Here is a 16,237-nt window from a genome sequence, read left to right as displayed (position 1 = left end):
CCGTCGGAGAACCGGCCGGCGCGCCTGCACGACACGTGAAGTCAATTCATTGAAGCCATGCTTGAAATCCACAACCTGCACGCCACCATCGGCGAACGCGAAATCCTCAAGGGCCTGAGCCTCACCGTGAACGCCGGTGAGGTCCACGCCGTGATGGGACCGAACGGCTCGGGCAAATCGACCCTGTCGAAGATCCTCGCCGGCAGCGAGGACTACGTCGTCACGTCCGGCAGCATCCGCTTCGACGGCCGCGACCTGCTCGGCCTCAGTCCGGAGCAGCGCGCCGCCGCCGGCGTCTTCCTCGGCTTCCAGTACCCGGTCGAGATTCCAGGCGTCAGCAACATGGTGTTCCTCAAGGCCGCGCTCAACGCGCAGCGCAAGCAGCGCGGCGAGCCGGAATTGGAAGCCGGAGACTTCCTCGCGTGGGTACGGCACCGCGTCAAGCAGATGAAGATGGACCCCGCGATGCTGTCGCGCGGCGTCAACGAGGGTTTTTCCGGCGGCGAGAAGAAGCGCAACGAGATCCTGCAGATGCTGGTGCTCGAACCGCGGCTGATGGTGCTCGACGAGACCGACTCGGGCCTCGACATCGACGCACTCAAGATCGTCTCCGAGGGCATCAACGCGCTGCGCGCGCCGACGCGCGCGACACTGCTGGTCACGCACTACCAGCGCCTGCTCGATTATGTGCAGCCCGACGTGGTGCACGTGCTGTCGGGCGGCCGCATCGTGAAGTCCGGCGGCCCCGAGCTGGCGCGCGAGCTCGAGGAGAAAGGTTACGGCTGGCTGGATGCCGCCTGATGCTGGACAACATCGTCACCGCTATCGAGGCGCTGCCGGACCTTTCGCCCGAGCGTCGCGCCGCGCTCGCAGCGCTGCTGCGCCACGGCCTGCCGAGTACGCAGGACGAAGACTGGAAGTACACCGACCTGTTGGCGTTGAGCGCGCTTACGCCGCAGGACATCGCGCCGAACATCGACACCCACGAATTCCCGGAGGGCTACGACTGCGGGCTCGACGCCCTCAACACGGCACTCGCCGGCGGACGTCAGGCGCGCAGCATCGAAGGCCGCGTCGAACTCGACACCGGCCGACACGGCCGCTACCGTCTGACCGTGACCGACGACGCCGAGCTGCTGCTGGACGACAGCGGCGCTGCGCGCTTCGCGACCTGCTTCCTCGCCATCGAGCTCGCCCCGCGCGCGCGGCTGCGCCTGACCCGCGTGCTGGGCGCAGACGCCGAGGCACACCGCATCATCCGGCTGAAGGTCAGCGTCGCCGAGGACGCACGCCTCGATGCCGTCACCATCGACCTGGGCGGACGTTTCGTGCGCCACGATCTCGACATCAGCCTCGACGCGCCGGGCGCCGCAGCGACCGTGCATGGGCTGTACGCCCCCCGCGGCAGCGGCCACGTGGACAACCATGTCCGCATCGATCACCGTGCGCCACACGGCGCCAGCCGCGGCTTCTTCCGCGGCCTTGCCTACGACCGCGCGTGCGCCGTCTTCAACGGCAAGATCGTGGTGCATGGGCACGCCCAGAAGACCGACTCCGAGCTGCGCATCGCCAACCTGCTGCTGTCCAAACGGGCACAGATCAACGCCAAGCCGGAACTGGAGATCTACGCCGACGACGTCAAGTGCGCGCACGGTGCGACCTTCGGCCGTCTCGACCCGGCCGCGCTGTTCTACCTGCGCACGCGCGGCGTGCCCGAAGCTTCGGCCCGCGCACTGCTGACCTACAGCTTCGCCAACGAGATCCTGCAGCACATCGCCGATTCCGCGCTGCGCACGACGCTCACCGGTCGTTTCCTCGAACGTCTGGGCGGCGACATCGACATCGGGATGCTGCGATGACCGGGCCGATCGACCTGGCGCGTGTGCGCGCCGATTTTCCGATCCTTGACGAGTCCATCCACGGCAAGCGCCTCGCCTATCTCGACAACGCGGCGACGACGCAGAAACCGGACCGCGTGCTGCGCGCGCTCGACGCTTACTACCGCCACCAGAACGCCAACGTCCACCGCGCCGTGCACGAACTCGCCGCTCGTGCGACCGCGGCCTACGAGAGTGCACGCGAACGCATCGCCGCATGGCTCAACGCCAGCCGCGACGAGATCGTGTTCACGCGCGGCACCACCGATGCGATCAACCTCGTCGCGCGCAGCTTCCTCGGGCCGCGGCTGTCAGCCGGCGACGAAGTGCTGCTGACGACGATGGAGCACCACTCCAACATCGTGCCGTGGCAGCTCGCCGGCGCGAAGACCGTCGCCGCGCCGGTCAACGAGCGCGGCGAACTCGACATCGACGCCTGGCGTGCGATGCTCAATGGCCGGACGAAGCTCGTCGCCGTCGGCCACATCTCCAACGCGCTGGGCACGATCAACCCGATCGCCGAACTGATCGCCGAGGCGCACGCGCGCGGCATCCCCGTGCTCATCGACGGCGCGCAGGCGATTGCGCACGAAAGCGTGGACGTGCGTGCCCTCGACGTCGATTTCTATGCCGCATCGGCGCACAAGTTCTATGGGCCGACCGGTTTTGGCTTCCTCTACGCGAAGCGCGAGCACCTCGAAGCGATGCCGCCGCGCGACGGCGGCGGCGACATGATCCGCACGGTCGCCTTCGACGGCAGCACCTGGAACGACGTGCCGTACAAGTTCGAGGCCGGCACGCCCGACATCAGCGGCGCGATCGGCGCGGCCGCGGCGCTCGACTACATCGGCGCGCTGGGGCTGGCGGCGATCGCGACGCACGAGCACGCCGTGCTCGACTACGCCACCGAACGCATGCGCTCGGTGCCGGGCCTGCGCCTGGTCGGCACCGCGGCGCGCAAGAGCGGCATCCTGTCGTTCGTGATGGACAAGGCGCACCCGCAGGACATTGGCAGCGTCCTCGACATGGCCGGTGTCGCCATCCGCACCGGCCACCATTGCACGATGCCGCTGATGGCACGCTACGGCCTGAGCGCCACCGCGCGCGCCTCGCTGGCGGTCTATAACGGCACGGACGACATCGACCAGCTCATCGACGCACTGCGCACGGTCAATCGCCTGTTCGCATAGCGCCGGCACGCGTCTGTGCGCGGGACGTTCCGCGCCGGGCACGCCCGACGCTGTAACGAGCGGCAGCGTCCGCGGGAAAACCCGCTCGGCCTGCTGCGCGCGCGATGGCATGATGCGCCGTCGCCGCCCGCGCGGCCCACCCAACCGGATTTTTCTCCGTGGACACGCTCATCGACGCCATCAATTCGCTGATCTGGAGCAAGGCGCTGATCGGCCTGTGCCTGGGTACCGGCCTGTACTTCTCGATCCGCACGCGTTTCATGCAGGTGCGCGGCTTCGGCGAGATGCTGCGGCTGATGTTCCGCGGACGGCGCTCGGACGCAGGCGTTTCACCGTTCCAGGCGCTGGCGATGTCGCTGTCCGGGCGCGTGGGCATCGGCAACATCGCCGGCGTGGCGACGGCGATCACCTTCGGCGGCCCCGGCGCGGTGTTCTGGATGTGGATGGTCGCCTTCCTCGGCGCATCGACCGCCTATGTGGAATCCACGCTCGCGCAGATCTACAAGGAGAAGGACGATCGCGGTCTGTATCGCGGCGGTCCCGCCTATTACATCGAGAAAGCGATGGGCCAGAAGTGGTACGCGTGGACCTTCGCGGTGGCGACGGTGATCGCCACCGGACTGCTGCTGCCCGGCGTGCAGGCCAACGGCATCGCGACGAGCATGCAGACCGCCTTCGGCGTGACGCCGACGGTGACCGCAGCCGCGATCGCGCTGACGCTGGGTTTCATCATCTTCGGCGGCGTGCGCCGCATCGCCCACTTCGCCGAGTTCGTCGTGCCGTTCATGGCGCTGGGCTACATCGTGGTCGCCGTCGCGATCATGATCGTGAACGCCGACAGGGTGCCCGGCGTGATCGCATTGATCCTGCGCAGCGCGCTGGGCATGGAATCTGCCTTCGGCGCCGTGCTCGGACTGGCCGTCGAATGGGGCGTCAAGCGCGGCGTGTATTCCAACGAAGCGGGCCAGGGCACCGGTCCCCACCCCGCCGCCGCGGCCGAGGTCTCGCATCCGGCCAAACAGGGCTACGTGCAGGCCTTCTCGATCTATGTCGATACGCTGCTGGTGTGTTCGGCCACTGCCTTCATGATCCTATCCACCGGGCTCTACAACGTCGTCACCCGCACCGGCGAGAAACTCGTCGAGGCATTGCCCGGCGTCGAGGCCGGGCCGGGTTATGCGCAGCGCGCGGTCGAGTCTGTGCTGCCGGGTTACGGCGCCGGCTTCGTCGCGATCGCCCTGATGTTCTTTGCATTCACGACCATCGTCGCCTACTACTACATGGCGGAAACCAACATCCAGTACATCAACCGCAAGGTGCATCGGCCGTGGCTGGTGCTCGCGCTGCGCATCGGCATCCTCGCGGCCGCGAGCTACGGCACCGTGCGCAGCGCCGGCACGGCCTGGGCGCTGGGCGACATCGGTGTCGGCCTGATGGCCTGGCTCAACATCGTCGCGATCCTGATCCTGCAGAAACCGGCGCTGCTGGCGCTCGCGGACTACGAAGAGCAGAAGAAGGCGGGCCTCGAACCGGTGTTCGACCCGGACGCCCTGGGCATCCGCAACGCAGGCTTCTGGCGCCGGCGATGAGACGCGCGGCCGTCACTGCATCAACGCACGGGCCTCGTCCAGTTCGTGCTCGTCGAGTTCGACCGATTCGCGCTCCGGCGCGAGTCCGAGCATCGCGAACGCCGGCACGGTCGCGTAATCGACGCTGACGCCCGCCTCGGCTTCGGTCAGCGCGTACAGACGCGCAACGGTCACGACGTCGCCGTAGTCGGCCCGCCCTGAATGGCTGCGGGTCAGGTCTGCCACCTGGACCGGCACGTCCGCGATCTCGTCGGGGAATCCCCAGCTGCGCAGCAGCACGGCACCGACCTTGGCCTGCTCGGCATCGATCGCCGCATCCAGCCGTTCCGGCTGCCGCAGCAGCTGGGGCATCGTGCTGACGACGCTCAGCAGCGGCAGCTCGCCGATGCGGTGCAGCAGTCCGGCGAGCATCGCCTCTTCGGGATTCAGGCCGAATACGCCACGCCCGAGCACGCGCGCGATCGTCGCGACCTCGACGCTGCGCGTCCACAGCGCAGTGATCCGATGGCGCACGATCAACGGTGACTTCTGCGACGCCAGCTTCAGGGCGAAGGCCATCACCAGGCGGCGCGTCGTATCCAGACCGATGCGCGTGACGGCCAGATCGAGCCGGTCGATGCGGCCTTCGGCACGATAGAGGGAGCTGTTGGCAACGCGCATCACCCGCGCAGCGAGTGCCGGGTCGGCCGCCAGCTCGTCCGCAATCTGCTTGGAGGTGACATCACCTTGCCGCATCGCCTCGGCGACGCGAGCGGCCACAGCCGGCAGGCTTGGCAGGGTCACGCCCCGCTCGAGGATCGCCGCACGCAGTGCTTCCTGGGTGTCGCTCACAAAAGCTCCAATGCCGGACCGGATGCCCGCCTCGACTCCGCGCAGGGCCGGCGTGCCCGAAAACTTTTCACGGTTTTCCTGCCTGCGTCAATCTCGCGCCAGGTCCATCGCACGCCATCGCATGCGCCGCCCGCGGCGCGCATAATGGACGACGATATTGTCGGCCTGTACATATCTCACGCCATGCCCATGTCACGTCGCCCCGCACGCCCGCGCCCGGACAAGCCCAAGCGCGCCTACCTCCACCGCGATCTGCGCAGGCAGACGCTGCTCGACGTCGCCGCCGGCATCGTCGAACGCGAGGGATGGGGCGCGCTGTCGATGAGCGCGCTCGCCGAACGGGGCGGCACCAGCCGCCAGCTCGTCTATCAGCACTTCCCGAGTCTGGAAAAGCTGCTCGCCGACACGGCCTGGCACATCTTCAACGACACGATGCAGGGCACGCAGGCTTCGGTGTCCGCCCATCCGTCGAACCTGACCGAGGCGGCGAAATCGGCCGAGGCGGTCACGCTGGACCTGCCGGTGGGACGCGCCGACGCGCTGTGGCAGCTGATCGCCGGCACGGCGTCGGATGCGCCGGAGCTGGAGACGATCCGGCGCGGCCTGCGTGAACTGATCAGCGGCATCTGGGCGCCGCTGACCCGTTCGGAACTGGGTGTGAGCGCGGCCGATGCCAAGGCTTATGCGTGGATGATGGTGATGGCCTTCTGGGGCATGCGCCAGCTGGTGCGCGACGGCGAGCTGACGCGCGCGCGCGGCCTGCGCCTGTTCAACGACCTGATCGGGCGCTTGCAGCCCGCCCGGCAGAAGAATCGCGGCTGAGGTCGCGCCTACTTGCGCAGCTTGCGGCTCGCCAGCGTCTGCGGGCGGAAGTAGCCGTCGTCGAAGTCCACGCTGAAGTCCGGGTAGTCGTCGCCGGTATAGCTCGCGGTGACGAAGTAGCGCCCGTTCTGCAGGTCGTGATGCACCTCGGGGCTGCCGGTCGTCGCCGGCACGAACGGGAAGGTCGCCAGATGCGCCTCCTGGAAACGCCAGAGCTGATCGCGGTCGTCGTAGCAATCGACCATCGCGATGCTCCAGCTGTCCTCGTCGACGTAGAACACGCGGCGGCGGAAGCTGTGGCGCAGACCGGCCTTGAGGGCGGCCTCGACCACCCAGACGCGGTGCAGTTCGTAGCGCGTCAGCTCCGGGTTCACGTGGCCCTTGCGGATCAGTTTCTCGTAGCTCACGTCCGGCGCGATGATCCGCGTCGAGTTGTAGGGGATGTACATCTCGCGCTTGCCGAGCAGCTTCCACGTGTAGCGGTCCAGCGCGCCGTTGAACATGTCGGTCTGGTCGTTGAACATCAGGCCGTCGGCCGAGGCCTTGGGGTTGTCGTAGCCGACATTGGGCGCGCGGCGGGTCCGGCCGAGGCCGGGGTTGAAGATCCAGGCATTGCGCCCGCCCTCGGTCTGGTCCGTGGTCTCGTGCACCAGCAGCATCTGGCCGGCGATGCGCTTGGGTGACAGCACTTCCTGCAGGTAGAGCAGGATCAGGCTGTCCTCGATCGCGCTCGGTGCTCTCGGGTTGGCGTACTTCATCTTCACGTCCTCGATGATGCGCGCGAGGGTGTAGCTGCCGTCCTGCGCAACGATCACCTCGTTGTTGAAGCGCCGCACGGCATTGCCGCGGAACTTGAGCTTGTGGTTCCAGATGACCTCGGCACCGGACTTGGGAACCGGGAACGGCACGCCCAGGCGCGCGCCACCGAGCTTGTCGGTGCCATCGAGCGTCGCCTTGAGCGCATTCTCGCGTGTCGCCGCCTCGACCTCGGGACTCAGGAACGCCGCTCGGATGCTCGGATAGACCGGCATGCGGTATTCGGGATAGCGCTCGAACAGGGCGCGATGGCCGGCGCTGAGCCGATCCGCGTACTGTGCGAAATTGGCCCTGGTGATCGTGAACAGCGGCGGTGCGGCCGCGCCGACCGGCGCGATCCGGCTCTCCAGCGCCTTCGGATTCTTCTCGCGCAGCGCCTTGAGCTCGGCATAGGTCAGGCGCAGCTGTTCCGGTCGGTACCGCTGGCTGCCCTCCCAGGCCGGGATGCTGCCATCGGCATTGCCAGCGGCTTCCGCACCCGCGGGCGTCAGCGACTGCCCGAGGCGAGTGGCTTCCTCCGCGCTCACCGCAGCCTGCACCGGCACGGGCAGCGTCCCGCACAGCACCGCCAGCACCGCCCACCCGAGCATCCGCCTGGCCATCGCTCTCCTCCGTCAGCACGTCGCGCGACGCTTGCGCGCTTTTTTACGATGTGTAAACTTTACACGCTGTCCATAACACGTCAAGAGGCCACGGCCCCGGCGGAGCATGCGATGAGGAGATGGGGACTGGGAGCGGCCGTCGTGCTGCTGGCGACGCCCGCAATGGCAATCGAGTTCGAGGCGGGCCCGGTCAGCGGCGCGCTGAACACCCGGCTGTCGCTCGGCGTGGCGATGCGCGTCGAAGACCGCGACGAGCGACTGGTGGCCAAGCTGGCCGTCGCCGGACAGCAGGACCTGTGCGCCGCCGACGACTGTCAGTCGCAGAGCGGCAACCCCGGACCGAACCAGCGCCTGGTCGATGCGCGCGGCGCCTTCTCCGGCGTCAACGAGGACAACGGCAACCTCAACTACGACCGCGGCGATCCCACCGCCGGGCTGATCGCGCTGCGGCCAAAGCTGGAACTGGTCTGGAACGACTGGCAGTTCCAGGCTTCCGGCCTGCTGTTCCACGACATCGTCAACGCCGGCCGCGACGAGCGCCACGCCGATACCCGCTTCCAGCCGTCGCGATCGCCACGCAGCGGCGCGGCCGAGAGTCTGTTCGCGTCCGGCTACCGGCTCGGCAATCTGTTCGCGTCCGGCAGCCTGTCGCTGGGCGAGCACGAGCTGCTGCTCAAGATCGGCAACCAGGTGCTGAACTGGGGCGAAGCCAATCTGGTGCAGTTCAATACCCTGTCCGAGATCAGTCCGCTCGACGCGCCGGTACTGGCGATGCCCGGTTCGGAGCCGAGCCAGCTGCAGCTCGCCGTGCCGCTGGCGCTGGCGAGCCTGACCCTGGGCGACGGGCTCGCCCTCGAAGCGCTGTACCAGCTGCAGTGGCGCGGCGCCCGGCTGCCGGCCAGCGGCAGCCTGCTGTCGTTCAGCGACGTCGCCGGTGGTGGCCGCTACGCGATCCTCGGCTTCGGCAACTTCAACGAGGATCCGCAGCGCCAGTACCGGCCAGCCGGTCTGGCGGCGACGGTGTCGCAGTCCACGCGCACCGTCCCGGTGCCGGGCGCCGGCTTCGGCGCGCCGCGCGACGGCGGCCAATACGGCCTGCGCCTGAACTGGCTCGCCGACGGGCTCAACAACGGCACCGAGCTGGCGTTCCATTACCTGCGCTATCACAGCCGCTACCCGATCCTCAGCGGCTACGCGGCCGACGCCAGCTGCACGCGCGATGCGCAGGCGCCGGGTTTCGCCGCCGCGTTCGTCGCCTGCGCAGGCTTCAACGCCGCGTTCAATCCCCTTGGGCGCGAACCGCTGCCGGTGGATACCGCGCGCATCTTCCTCGACTACCCGGAAGACATCGACCTCTACGGCGTCAGCTTCAACACCAACGTCGGCGACTGGGCGTTGTCCGGCGAGTACGCCTACCGTCCCAACCAGCCGCTGCAGGTGCTGCAGTCCGATGTGCTGTTCGCACTGCTCGGCCCAGCCTTCCCCGCCGAGGACATCCCGATCGGTGCGGGCAGCGTCGGCGATCCCGCGCTGCTCGCGCAGCTGCCGTCCACGCTCGTGCAGCCGCTGCAGGACTTCGCCGCCGTGCTGTCGGCGCAGCTGCCGGCAGGTGCCACGTTCACGCTGCCCGGCGAGAACCACGCCGTGCCCGACTTCCTGTCACGCTATCGCGGCGTGACCATCGGGCCGGGCGACTACGTTGCCGGCTACGAACGGCTGCAGGTGTCGCAGATGACGCTGACCGGCATCCGTACGTTCACCGGCAATCCCTTCGGCGCCGCGCAGATCCTGTGGGTCATCGAGGCCGGCGCGATGTACGTGCACGACCTGCCCGCGCGCGGCGCGCTGTACATCGAAGGCGCCGGCGACCGCACGCATCCCTCGCCCGGCGCCGACGGCAGCGGCAGCACCGACGGCCGGCCCGACACGCGCCGCGTCAACCCGACGCAGATGACCCGCGGCTTCGCCGACGACCTCTCCTGGGGCTACCGCAGCCTGCTGCGCCTGAGCTACAACGCGCTGCCGGGCGGCATCACGCTGCACCCGACCTTCATCTGGCTGCACGACGTCGGCGGCACCTCACCGGCCCCGGTGTACAACTTCCTCGAAGGCCGCAAGGTGCTGATCAGCAACCTGACCGCCGAACTCGAATCCGACTGGACGCTCGGTCTGACGTACCAGCGCTTCTCGGGCGGCGGCACGCGCCACCGCCTGCGCGATCGCGACAACGTCTCCGCCTACGTCGCCTACGTGTTCTGAGGACGGTCCGCGCCGCTGCGCAACACGCGCAGCTCAGGCCAGTAACGCGAGGCAGCCGGTTTCTTCGAGCAGCGGCTCCAGCGTGGTACGCGCTGCGGCATCCAGCGACTGCCAGCGGCGGCGCAACTCCGCGTAGCACTTCTGCTGATAGCCGAACGGTTCCTGTACGAAAGCGCGGCCGCGGATCTCCAGTTCGACGCGCGCGCGACCGGCGTCGAGCGCCGCGGCATTCGCGCGCAGGAACGGCAGGTACTCCGCGCCGACCATCTCCAGCAGCGCCTTGCGCACGGCGGCACCGCGTTCGGGCTGCCACTCGCCTTCGATCCCGGCCGCGTCGTCGAGCGTGATCACCCAGCTCTCGACGGCCGGCGCGCGCGCACGGCACACGCGCTGCGGCCACGGATCGATCGTCAGCTGCGCGAGCTGTCCATACAGCGCGAAGTCGGCGAGCGACGGGCGGCTGCCGAACAGATACTGCGCACCACCGACGAAGGGGCCGAGCACGTCGAGCAGGCGCTCGTAGCTGGCTTCGATCACCGGCGCGTTGCCCGGCGTACAGCCGACCATCGCCATGCGCCCGCGCTGACGCTCGTGGAACATCCTCGCGGCCTGGTCGTGGGCCTTGCCCGTCGCGGCGGGCATCGCGTCGCGCACGATCCAGTGACTGGCCCAGTCCGCGGTCGCGTCCTCGTGCCAGCGGTAGTGGAACATCAGCTTGGTCAGCCACTCGTCGGCGAAGTCTTCGAGCAGGTGGCAGACGAAGGCGTCGGCCGGGTCCGGCGGCAGAATCGAGCGCTGATCGGGATGGCGCTGTTCGAGCAGCAGCGCGAGCGGCGTCGAATCGACGCGCAACTCGCCGGTCTCGGGGATGCGCAGCACCGGGATCAGCCGCGGTCGTACCTGCGCGATCTCGGGCAGCGTGTCGGGCGTGCCGACCTTCCACACGTGCGGCAAGCGGCGGTAGCGCAGGATCGCGCGCAGCTTGCGCGAGTACGGCGAGGGGTTGCCGCCATAGAGGCGATAGGATTCGGCGTTCATCAGGAGTCCTCCGTGGCGGCATCCCAGGGCGTGCCGGTGAAATAGAAGCGCAGGCGCTGCGCGCCGCCGATGCGGCACGCCCTGCCCTCCGCGCGGTCGATGACCGGCAGCGTCGGCGCGGCGCCGGGGCGGCGCAGGCATTCGACGATGCCACTGCCCGCGAGCCGTGCATCGACTGCGGCGCGCACCGCATCGCCCAGATCACGGTAGGCCGCCTGCAGGGTGTTCAGGCAGCGCGCGCGATAGCGGATCGCCGGCAGATCGGCATAACGGATGCCGCCATAGCTGCCGGCGAAGCGCGCCGCACCGCTGGCCACGGCCGCGGCATTGTCGTGCAGGTACGGCAGGTACGCGGCGCCGATGTCGGCGAACAGCGGATTCCAGGCCGGATCGCCGAAATCGTCGAGCGCGGCGTCCGCCCAGTCCTCGCTGCCCGCGTTCCACAGGCGCGCGACCCAGGCCCAGACGCGCGGCGCGCGTTCGGCCATCAATGCGGCCGGGCGCGGGTCCTGCGCGAAGTGGCGGAACATCGGCCCCATCCATGCGACATCGACCAGGCTCGGCCGCGCGCCGAGCAGGAAGCGTCGGCCATTCAACAGCGCTTCGAGCCATCCCAGCGTCTGCGGATACAGCGCGGCGATCGCGGCGAAATTGTCGGCACGCACGCCGTCGCCTCTCAGATAGATGCGCTGCTGGCGCTTGCGAAAATACAGGCCCATCGCCCAGGCCGGATGCACCGTGCCGCGTGACAGCTCGCGTCCGAGGCGGCTGCCGAGATAGCGCGCATTGTCCGGCCAGGCCCAGCGCCAGAACATCGCCGAGCGCCACTGCCATTCGTCGCAGTAGTCCTCGATCAATGTGGATAGGAAGGCGCGATACGGATCGGCGGGGATCAGCGTGCGCTGCGGATGCTCGCGGTCGAGCCAGCGCAGCAGCGGCGTGGTGTCGCACAGCCACCGGCCGTCGTCGCGGCGCAGCGCCGGCACCTTCATCCAGCCGGTGTTGGGCAGAACCTCGTCGAGCAGCACGCGCGGCGTGATGGTGACGCGGTCGTAGTCGATGCGCCTGGCGCGCAACGCGGTCTCCAGCTTGCCGCTGAAGTACGAGACGTCGGAGACATACGCGCGGTAGCGCGCCATCAGGACTCGAGCGCGACGTGCAGGCCGGCGCGCTTGAGGCGCACACCGATGTCGAAGCGCATCGCCTCGGCCGCATCCTGCTCGGCCAGCCAGGCATCGACCGATGCACGGCCCTCGGCATCGAGCGCGCGATAGGCGTCGAGCACGCGCTGCATCATCCACAGCGTGTACGGCATCGCGCCGCGCCGGTAGCGGCCATCGCCCATCGGGAACTCGATCATCCCCAGCACGCGCGGCAGACGCTTGCGCGCGGGCGGCAGCGTCGGCAGGGCTTTACGCAGTTCATCGCGGATACCCTCGACCATCGGGTAGAACTCCGTGAACACCGCGTCGAACAAGGGCTGCAGCGTCGGCGGAATCGCATCGTCGGCGAGGAACTCGCCCGCGCCGGCCTGCGGCGCGTTCATGCGCTCGACCCAGGCGCGCAGATGCGGACGCGGCTCGACCAGCACCCGCTTCGGATACGGATCGCGGCTCAGGTGCCCGTACAGCGGCCCGATCAGGCCGAAGTCGGCGACCGACGGCCGCGTGCCGAACAGGAACGGCAGCGTCGCGAAGTGAGCGTCGAGGGCGTCCAGCATCCGCTCCGTCCATCGCTCCATCACCGCGTACTGCTCGGGCACGATGCCGACCGCCGGAAGATAGCCGCGCATCTTGTTGGCGACGTAGGCGGCCAAGCGCTTCTGCACGAAAGCGGGCGCGCGTGGCAGCAGCGCGCGGCCGGCGTCGGCCTCGAACAGCGGGTAGTTTTCCGGATACACCCAGCGATAGTGCATTGCCACCGGAATCCACCATTCGTCGGCCCAGGCTTCCAGCAGCATCGCCGCGATGCGCTGGCGCGGCGTCGAAGGTGTCACTGGCGCCTGCGCAAAGCGCTGCTCGATCACCTCGCAAATGACCTTGGTGTCCTGCAGCCACTCGCCTTCCGGCGTGACGACGACCGGCATCACCGTCGCACCGGTCTTGCGCGGCACGGTCCACAGCAGGGTCCTCGCATCGACCGGATGGTCGATGAAGGGCACGCCCTTGTAGCGCAGATAGGCGCGTGTCTTGCCGCTGAAGAACGACAAATGCCAGCCGTGCAGGATGTAGGGCGCTTGCATGGGTTGGGTCCTCAGCGTTGCACGAGGGTGCGCGCGGCCTTGGCGAACTCGTCGTCCGCCTTCGCGTTGCCGCCCGGCTCCGGCAGCTTCACCGGCACGTTGATGCCCTTCTGGCAGGCCGGGCGCGCCTTCATCGCATCGAGCCAGCGCCGCAGGTTCGGCAGCTTGTCGATGGATACGCCGGACCACTTGTAGGTGCGCACCCAGCACCAGTTGGCGATGTCGGCGATCGAGTACTCGCTGCCGGCCAGCCACTCGGCCTCGCCCAGGCGCTGGTCGAGCACCTCGAACAGCCGCCGGCATTCATGCTGGTAGCGTTCGATGGCCAGCGGGATCTTCTCCGGCAGGTAGCGATAGAACACGTTGGCCTGCCCCATCATCGGACCGATGCCGCCCATCTGGAACATCAGCCACTGGATCGCGTGCCAGCGCTCAGTGGCATCCCTGGGCAGCAGGCGGCCGGTCTTCTCGGCGAGGTACATCAGGATCGCGCCGGACTCGAACAGCACCAGGCCGCCGTTGTCGTGATCGACGATCACCGGGATGCGGCCGTTCGGGTTGAGCCTGAGGAACTCCGGCTTGCGCTGGTCGCCGGCGATCAGGTTCACCAGCCGCGCGGTGTACGGCAGGCCGAGTTCCTCCAGCGCCACCGAGATCTTCCAGCCATTGGGCGTCGGTGCGGTGTACAGCTCGATGCCGGTCATGCGTATGCTCCGTGTGGCTTGACGATTTGCCCGCTCAATATTGACACTATGTAAATCTTTTGCGGATTCCGGTCAAGAACCGAGGACCCACGCTCGATGCCTTTCACTTCCGTACCCGACGCGTCCTTGCCTGCCGCCGGCCTGCGACCGAGCGTCAAGTCGCGCATCGCCGCGCGCATCGCCTCGTCCCGCGACCCGCTTGCGCGCCTGCGCGCCGGGTCCGCGCTCGAACTCTATTACGAAGCCGGCGATCCGCATTCGCAGCTGTGCGCCGCGCTCGCGCGCCAGATCCTGCCGCGCCTGCGCGTACCCCTGACGATCCGTCTGGTGCCGGCGCCCGACCCGAGCACCTTCCCCGAGGAAGCACGCCAGCGGGCCTTCGCGGCGGCGGACGCGGCGCGCATCGCGCCCTGTCACGGCCTGCCCGCGCCGGTGGCGCTCGCCGGCGACCTGCGCGGCATGCTTGAAACGCGGCTCGCGGCGGCCGGAGACGACGCAACCCGCTTCCTCGACATCGAGCAGCAGTGCATGCGCAGTCTCGCCCAGGCCGGCAGCCTGGCCGGCGATTCGGCGGACGATCCGCAGGCCACCCGCGAGCGTCTCGCAGCGAACGCGCGGCGTCGCCGCACGCTGGGCCACTACCTGCCGGCGATGTGGCAGTACCGCGGCGACTGGTTCTGGGGGCTCGACCGGCTCGACTTCCTGCACGCGCGCCTGCGCGCAGACCAGGCACTGGACGGCGACGTGCCGCTGTCGATGTTCAATCCCGCGGCGCTGCCGGAGCGGCCGCCTGCGGATGGCAGTCCGCTCGAGTTCTGGTTCAGCTTCCGCAGTCCATATTCCTATCTCGCCGCGGTGACGCTGCTGCGCCGGCGTGCGGCCGGAGCGCGCTTCGATCTGCAGGTCCGGCCGGTGCTGCCGATGGTCATGCGCGGGCTGCCGGTGCCGCGCATCAAGCGCCTGTACATCGTGCGCGACGTCCAGCGTTGCGCAGACGCGCAACGCATCCCCTTCGGCCGCATCCACGATCCCGTCGGCGACGGCGTGCTGCGACTGCTGACGGTGTATCCCTACGACGCCGATGCCGACACGCAGCTGCGTTACTGCGCGATCGCCGGGCAGACGGTCTGGGCCGAGGGCCTCGACGCGCGTCGCGACGATGTGCTGCGCAGCGTGATCGAGCGTTGCGAACTGGATTGGACTGCCGCGCAGCGCAAGCTCGCGCAAGGCATCGACACACACCAGGCCGAAGCCAATCGCGAAGCACTCTTTGCCGCCGGACTCTGGGGCGTGCCCAGCTTCCGGCGCGGCGCGTTCGCGACCTGGGGCCAGGATCGCCTGTGGATGCTGCTCGATTCCTGACCCGTCCGGCCCGCGTCCGGTGATCAGGCCGCATCGCGTCGCGGGGCGCGCGGCGCCATGCGGCGCAGCACGCGCTCCAGCACGCGGGGAGCAATGCGCTTGGTCCAGTAGCCGGATACGACATCCCTGCCGATGACGACCAGCGCGCGATCGCGGCGCACCGCGTCGAGCGTCCTGCGCGCGACCGTTGCCGCTTCGAGATCGTTGCGCTCGAACCAGTCCAGCACTCTCTGTTGCGTGCGCGCGTTGTCCATGCGCCCGAACAGCGTGAACTTCGTCGCGATCGGCGTCTTGACGAAGCCGGGGCACACCGTGGTCACGCCGATGCCCGCGTCCGCCAGCTCGCCGCGCAGGCTCTCGCCCAGGCTGACGACCGCGGCCTTGGTTGCGCCGTAGGCGGACAGGCCGGGGAATCCGACCAGGCCGGCGCCCGAGGCGATGTTGACGATGTGTGCCCCGCCATCGCCACGCGCCGCACGCGCGAGCATCCCCGGCAGCACCGCGTGCAGCACGCGCAGGACGCCCATCACGTTGACCTCGTGCAGCCGGCGCCATTCGGCCATCGGCACGTCGGCGAGCAGGCCGCCGCTGACGATGCCGGCGCAGTTGACGACCAGATCGGCACAGGGCCCCATCGTGGCGATGGCCGCGGGCAGCCGGGCGATCTCGTCGTCGCGCGCCACGTCGGCGCTCAGGACGCGCACTTCGCTGGCACCCCGCCCGCGCAGTTCCTGTGCGGCGCGGTCCAGCGCGGCCGGATCACGCGCGACCAGCAGCAGGCGCGCGCCCTCGGACGCCAGCGCACTGGCCACGGCCAGACCGATGCCACTGGAGCCGCCGGTGACGACGCAGAGTTTCTGACGGAATTCCCTGATCACGATATCGCTCTTGAAGTGAAGTGGATC

At 68.8% G+C, this 16,237-nt stretch carries 14 protein-coding genes; 7 read left to right on the top strand and 7 right to left on the bottom strand.

Going from position 1 to position 16,237, the window contains the following annotated elements:
• The first annotated feature begins 57 nt into the window (after positions 1-57).
• The 4 genes from sufC (at position 58) to AAG565_RS02660 (ending at position 4,656) form a co-directional block, all read left to right on the top strand.
• On the top strand, positions 58-801 hold the full coding sequence (gene sufC, locus AAG565_RS02675; RefSeq protein ID WP_348817998.1) for a Fe-S cluster assembly ATPase SufC: 744 nt from the start codon (positions 58-60) through the stop codon (positions 799-801).
• On the top strand, positions 801-1,859 hold the full coding sequence (locus tag AAG565_RS02670) for a SufD family Fe-S cluster assembly protein (RefSeq protein ID WP_348817997.1): 1,059 nt from the start codon (positions 801-803) through the stop codon (positions 1,857-1,859). Before sufC ends, AAG565_RS02670 begins: the two co-directional genes overlap by 1 nt.
• Positions 1,856-3,067, top strand: a complete 1,212-nt coding sequence (locus tag AAG565_RS02665; protein ID WP_348817996.1) for a SufS family cysteine desulfurase — start codon at positions 1,856-1,858, stop codon at positions 3,065-3,067. Before AAG565_RS02670 ends, AAG565_RS02665 begins: the two co-directional genes overlap by 4 nt.
• A 158-nt stretch (positions 3,068-3,225) precedes the next feature.
• Positions 3,226-4,656: an alanine/glycine:cation symporter family protein gene (locus AAG565_RS02660; protein WP_348817995.1), complete on the top strand. Its 1,431-nt coding sequence runs from the start codon at positions 3,226-3,228 to the stop codon at positions 4,654-4,656.
• Positions 4,657-4,668: 12 nt separating this feature from the next.
• Here the strand turns inward: AAG565_RS02660 and AAG565_RS02655 are convergent, their stop codons facing one another.
• Positions 4,669-5,487 (bottom strand): HDOD domain-containing protein, encoded by an 819-nt coding sequence (locus tag AAG565_RS02655; protein ID WP_348817994.1) that lies wholly within the window; start codon positions 5,485-5,487, stop codon positions 4,669-4,671.
• A 189-nt stretch (positions 5,488-5,676) separates the two neighbouring features.
• On the opposite strand from AAG565_RS02655, the gene AAG565_RS02650 reads away from it, so the two are divergent.
• On the top strand, positions 5,677-6,309 hold the full coding sequence (locus AAG565_RS02650; RefSeq protein WP_348817993.1) for a helix-turn-helix domain-containing protein: 633 nt from the start codon (positions 5,677-5,679) through the stop codon (positions 6,307-6,309).
• A gap of 8 nt (positions 6,310-6,317) precedes the next feature.
• Here AAG565_RS02650 and AAG565_RS02645 read toward each other — a convergent pair whose 3' ends face one another.
• Positions 6,318-7,727, bottom strand: a complete 1,410-nt coding sequence (locus tag AAG565_RS02645) for a DUF1329 domain-containing protein (RefSeq protein WP_348817992.1) — start codon at positions 7,725-7,727, stop codon at positions 6,318-6,320.
• Positions 7,728-7,838: 111 nt separating this feature from the next.
• Here AAG565_RS02645 and AAG565_RS02640 point away from each other — a divergent pair, with 111 nt between their 5' ends.
• Complete coding sequence (locus AAG565_RS02640) at positions 7,839-9,986, top strand: DUF1302 family protein (RefSeq protein ID WP_348817991.1); 2,148 nt, start codon at positions 7,839-7,841, stop codon at positions 9,984-9,986.
• 33 nt (positions 9,987-10,019) lie between these two features.
• Here the strand turns inward: AAG565_RS02640 and AAG565_RS02635 are convergent, their stop codons facing one another.
• From AAG565_RS02635 to AAG565_RS02620, 4 genes are read right to left on the bottom strand one after another with little or no spacing between them, the layout of a single operon-like run.
• Positions 10,020-11,024, bottom strand: a complete 1,005-nt coding sequence (locus AAG565_RS02635; RefSeq protein ID WP_348817990.1) for a glutathione S-transferase N-terminal domain-containing protein — start codon at positions 11,022-11,024, stop codon at positions 10,020-10,022.
• Positions 11,024-12,163, bottom strand: coding sequence for a glutathione S-transferase family protein (locus AAG565_RS02630; protein ID WP_348817989.1), 1,140 nt, complete (start codon positions 12,161-12,163; stop codon positions 11,024-11,026). The genes AAG565_RS02635 and AAG565_RS02630 overlap by 1 nt, the downstream gene beginning before the upstream one ends.
• Positions 12,163-13,266 carry a glutathione S-transferase family protein gene (locus AAG565_RS02625; RefSeq protein WP_348817988.1) on the bottom strand — a complete coding sequence of 368 codons (1,104 nt, stop codon included), beginning with the start codon at positions 13,264-13,266 and terminating at the stop codon, positions 12,163-12,165. The genes AAG565_RS02630 and AAG565_RS02625 overlap by 1 nt, the downstream gene beginning before the upstream one ends.
• A gap of 11 nt (positions 13,267-13,277) precedes the next feature.
• Complete coding sequence (locus tag AAG565_RS02620; RefSeq protein ID WP_348817987.1) at positions 13,278-13,970, bottom strand: glutathione S-transferase N-terminal domain-containing protein; 693 nt, start codon at positions 13,968-13,970, stop codon at positions 13,278-13,280.
• Between the two features lie 96 nt (positions 13,971-14,066).
• Between AAG565_RS02620 and AAG565_RS02615 the strand changes: the two genes are divergently transcribed.
• Complete coding sequence (locus tag AAG565_RS02615) at positions 14,067-15,332, top strand: DsbA family protein (protein WP_348817986.1); 1,266 nt, start codon at positions 14,067-14,069, stop codon at positions 15,330-15,332.
• A gap of 23 nt (positions 15,333-15,355) precedes the next feature.
• Here AAG565_RS02615 and AAG565_RS02610 read toward each other — a convergent pair whose 3' ends face one another.
• Positions 15,356-16,210, bottom strand: a complete 855-nt coding sequence (locus tag AAG565_RS02610; RefSeq protein WP_348817985.1) for an SDR family NAD(P)-dependent oxidoreductase — start codon at positions 16,208-16,210, stop codon at positions 15,356-15,358.
• Between the last annotated feature and the right edge of the window lie 27 nt (positions 16,211-16,237).

The organism is Fontimonas sp. SYSU GA230001 (assembly GCF_040066175.1).
GTDB lineage: Bacteria > Pseudomonadota > Gammaproteobacteria > Nevskiales > Nevskiaceae > Solimonas.
The sequence above is the reverse complement of the archived record's forward strand: the minus strand, read 5'-3'. Positions and strand labels throughout refer to the sequence as shown.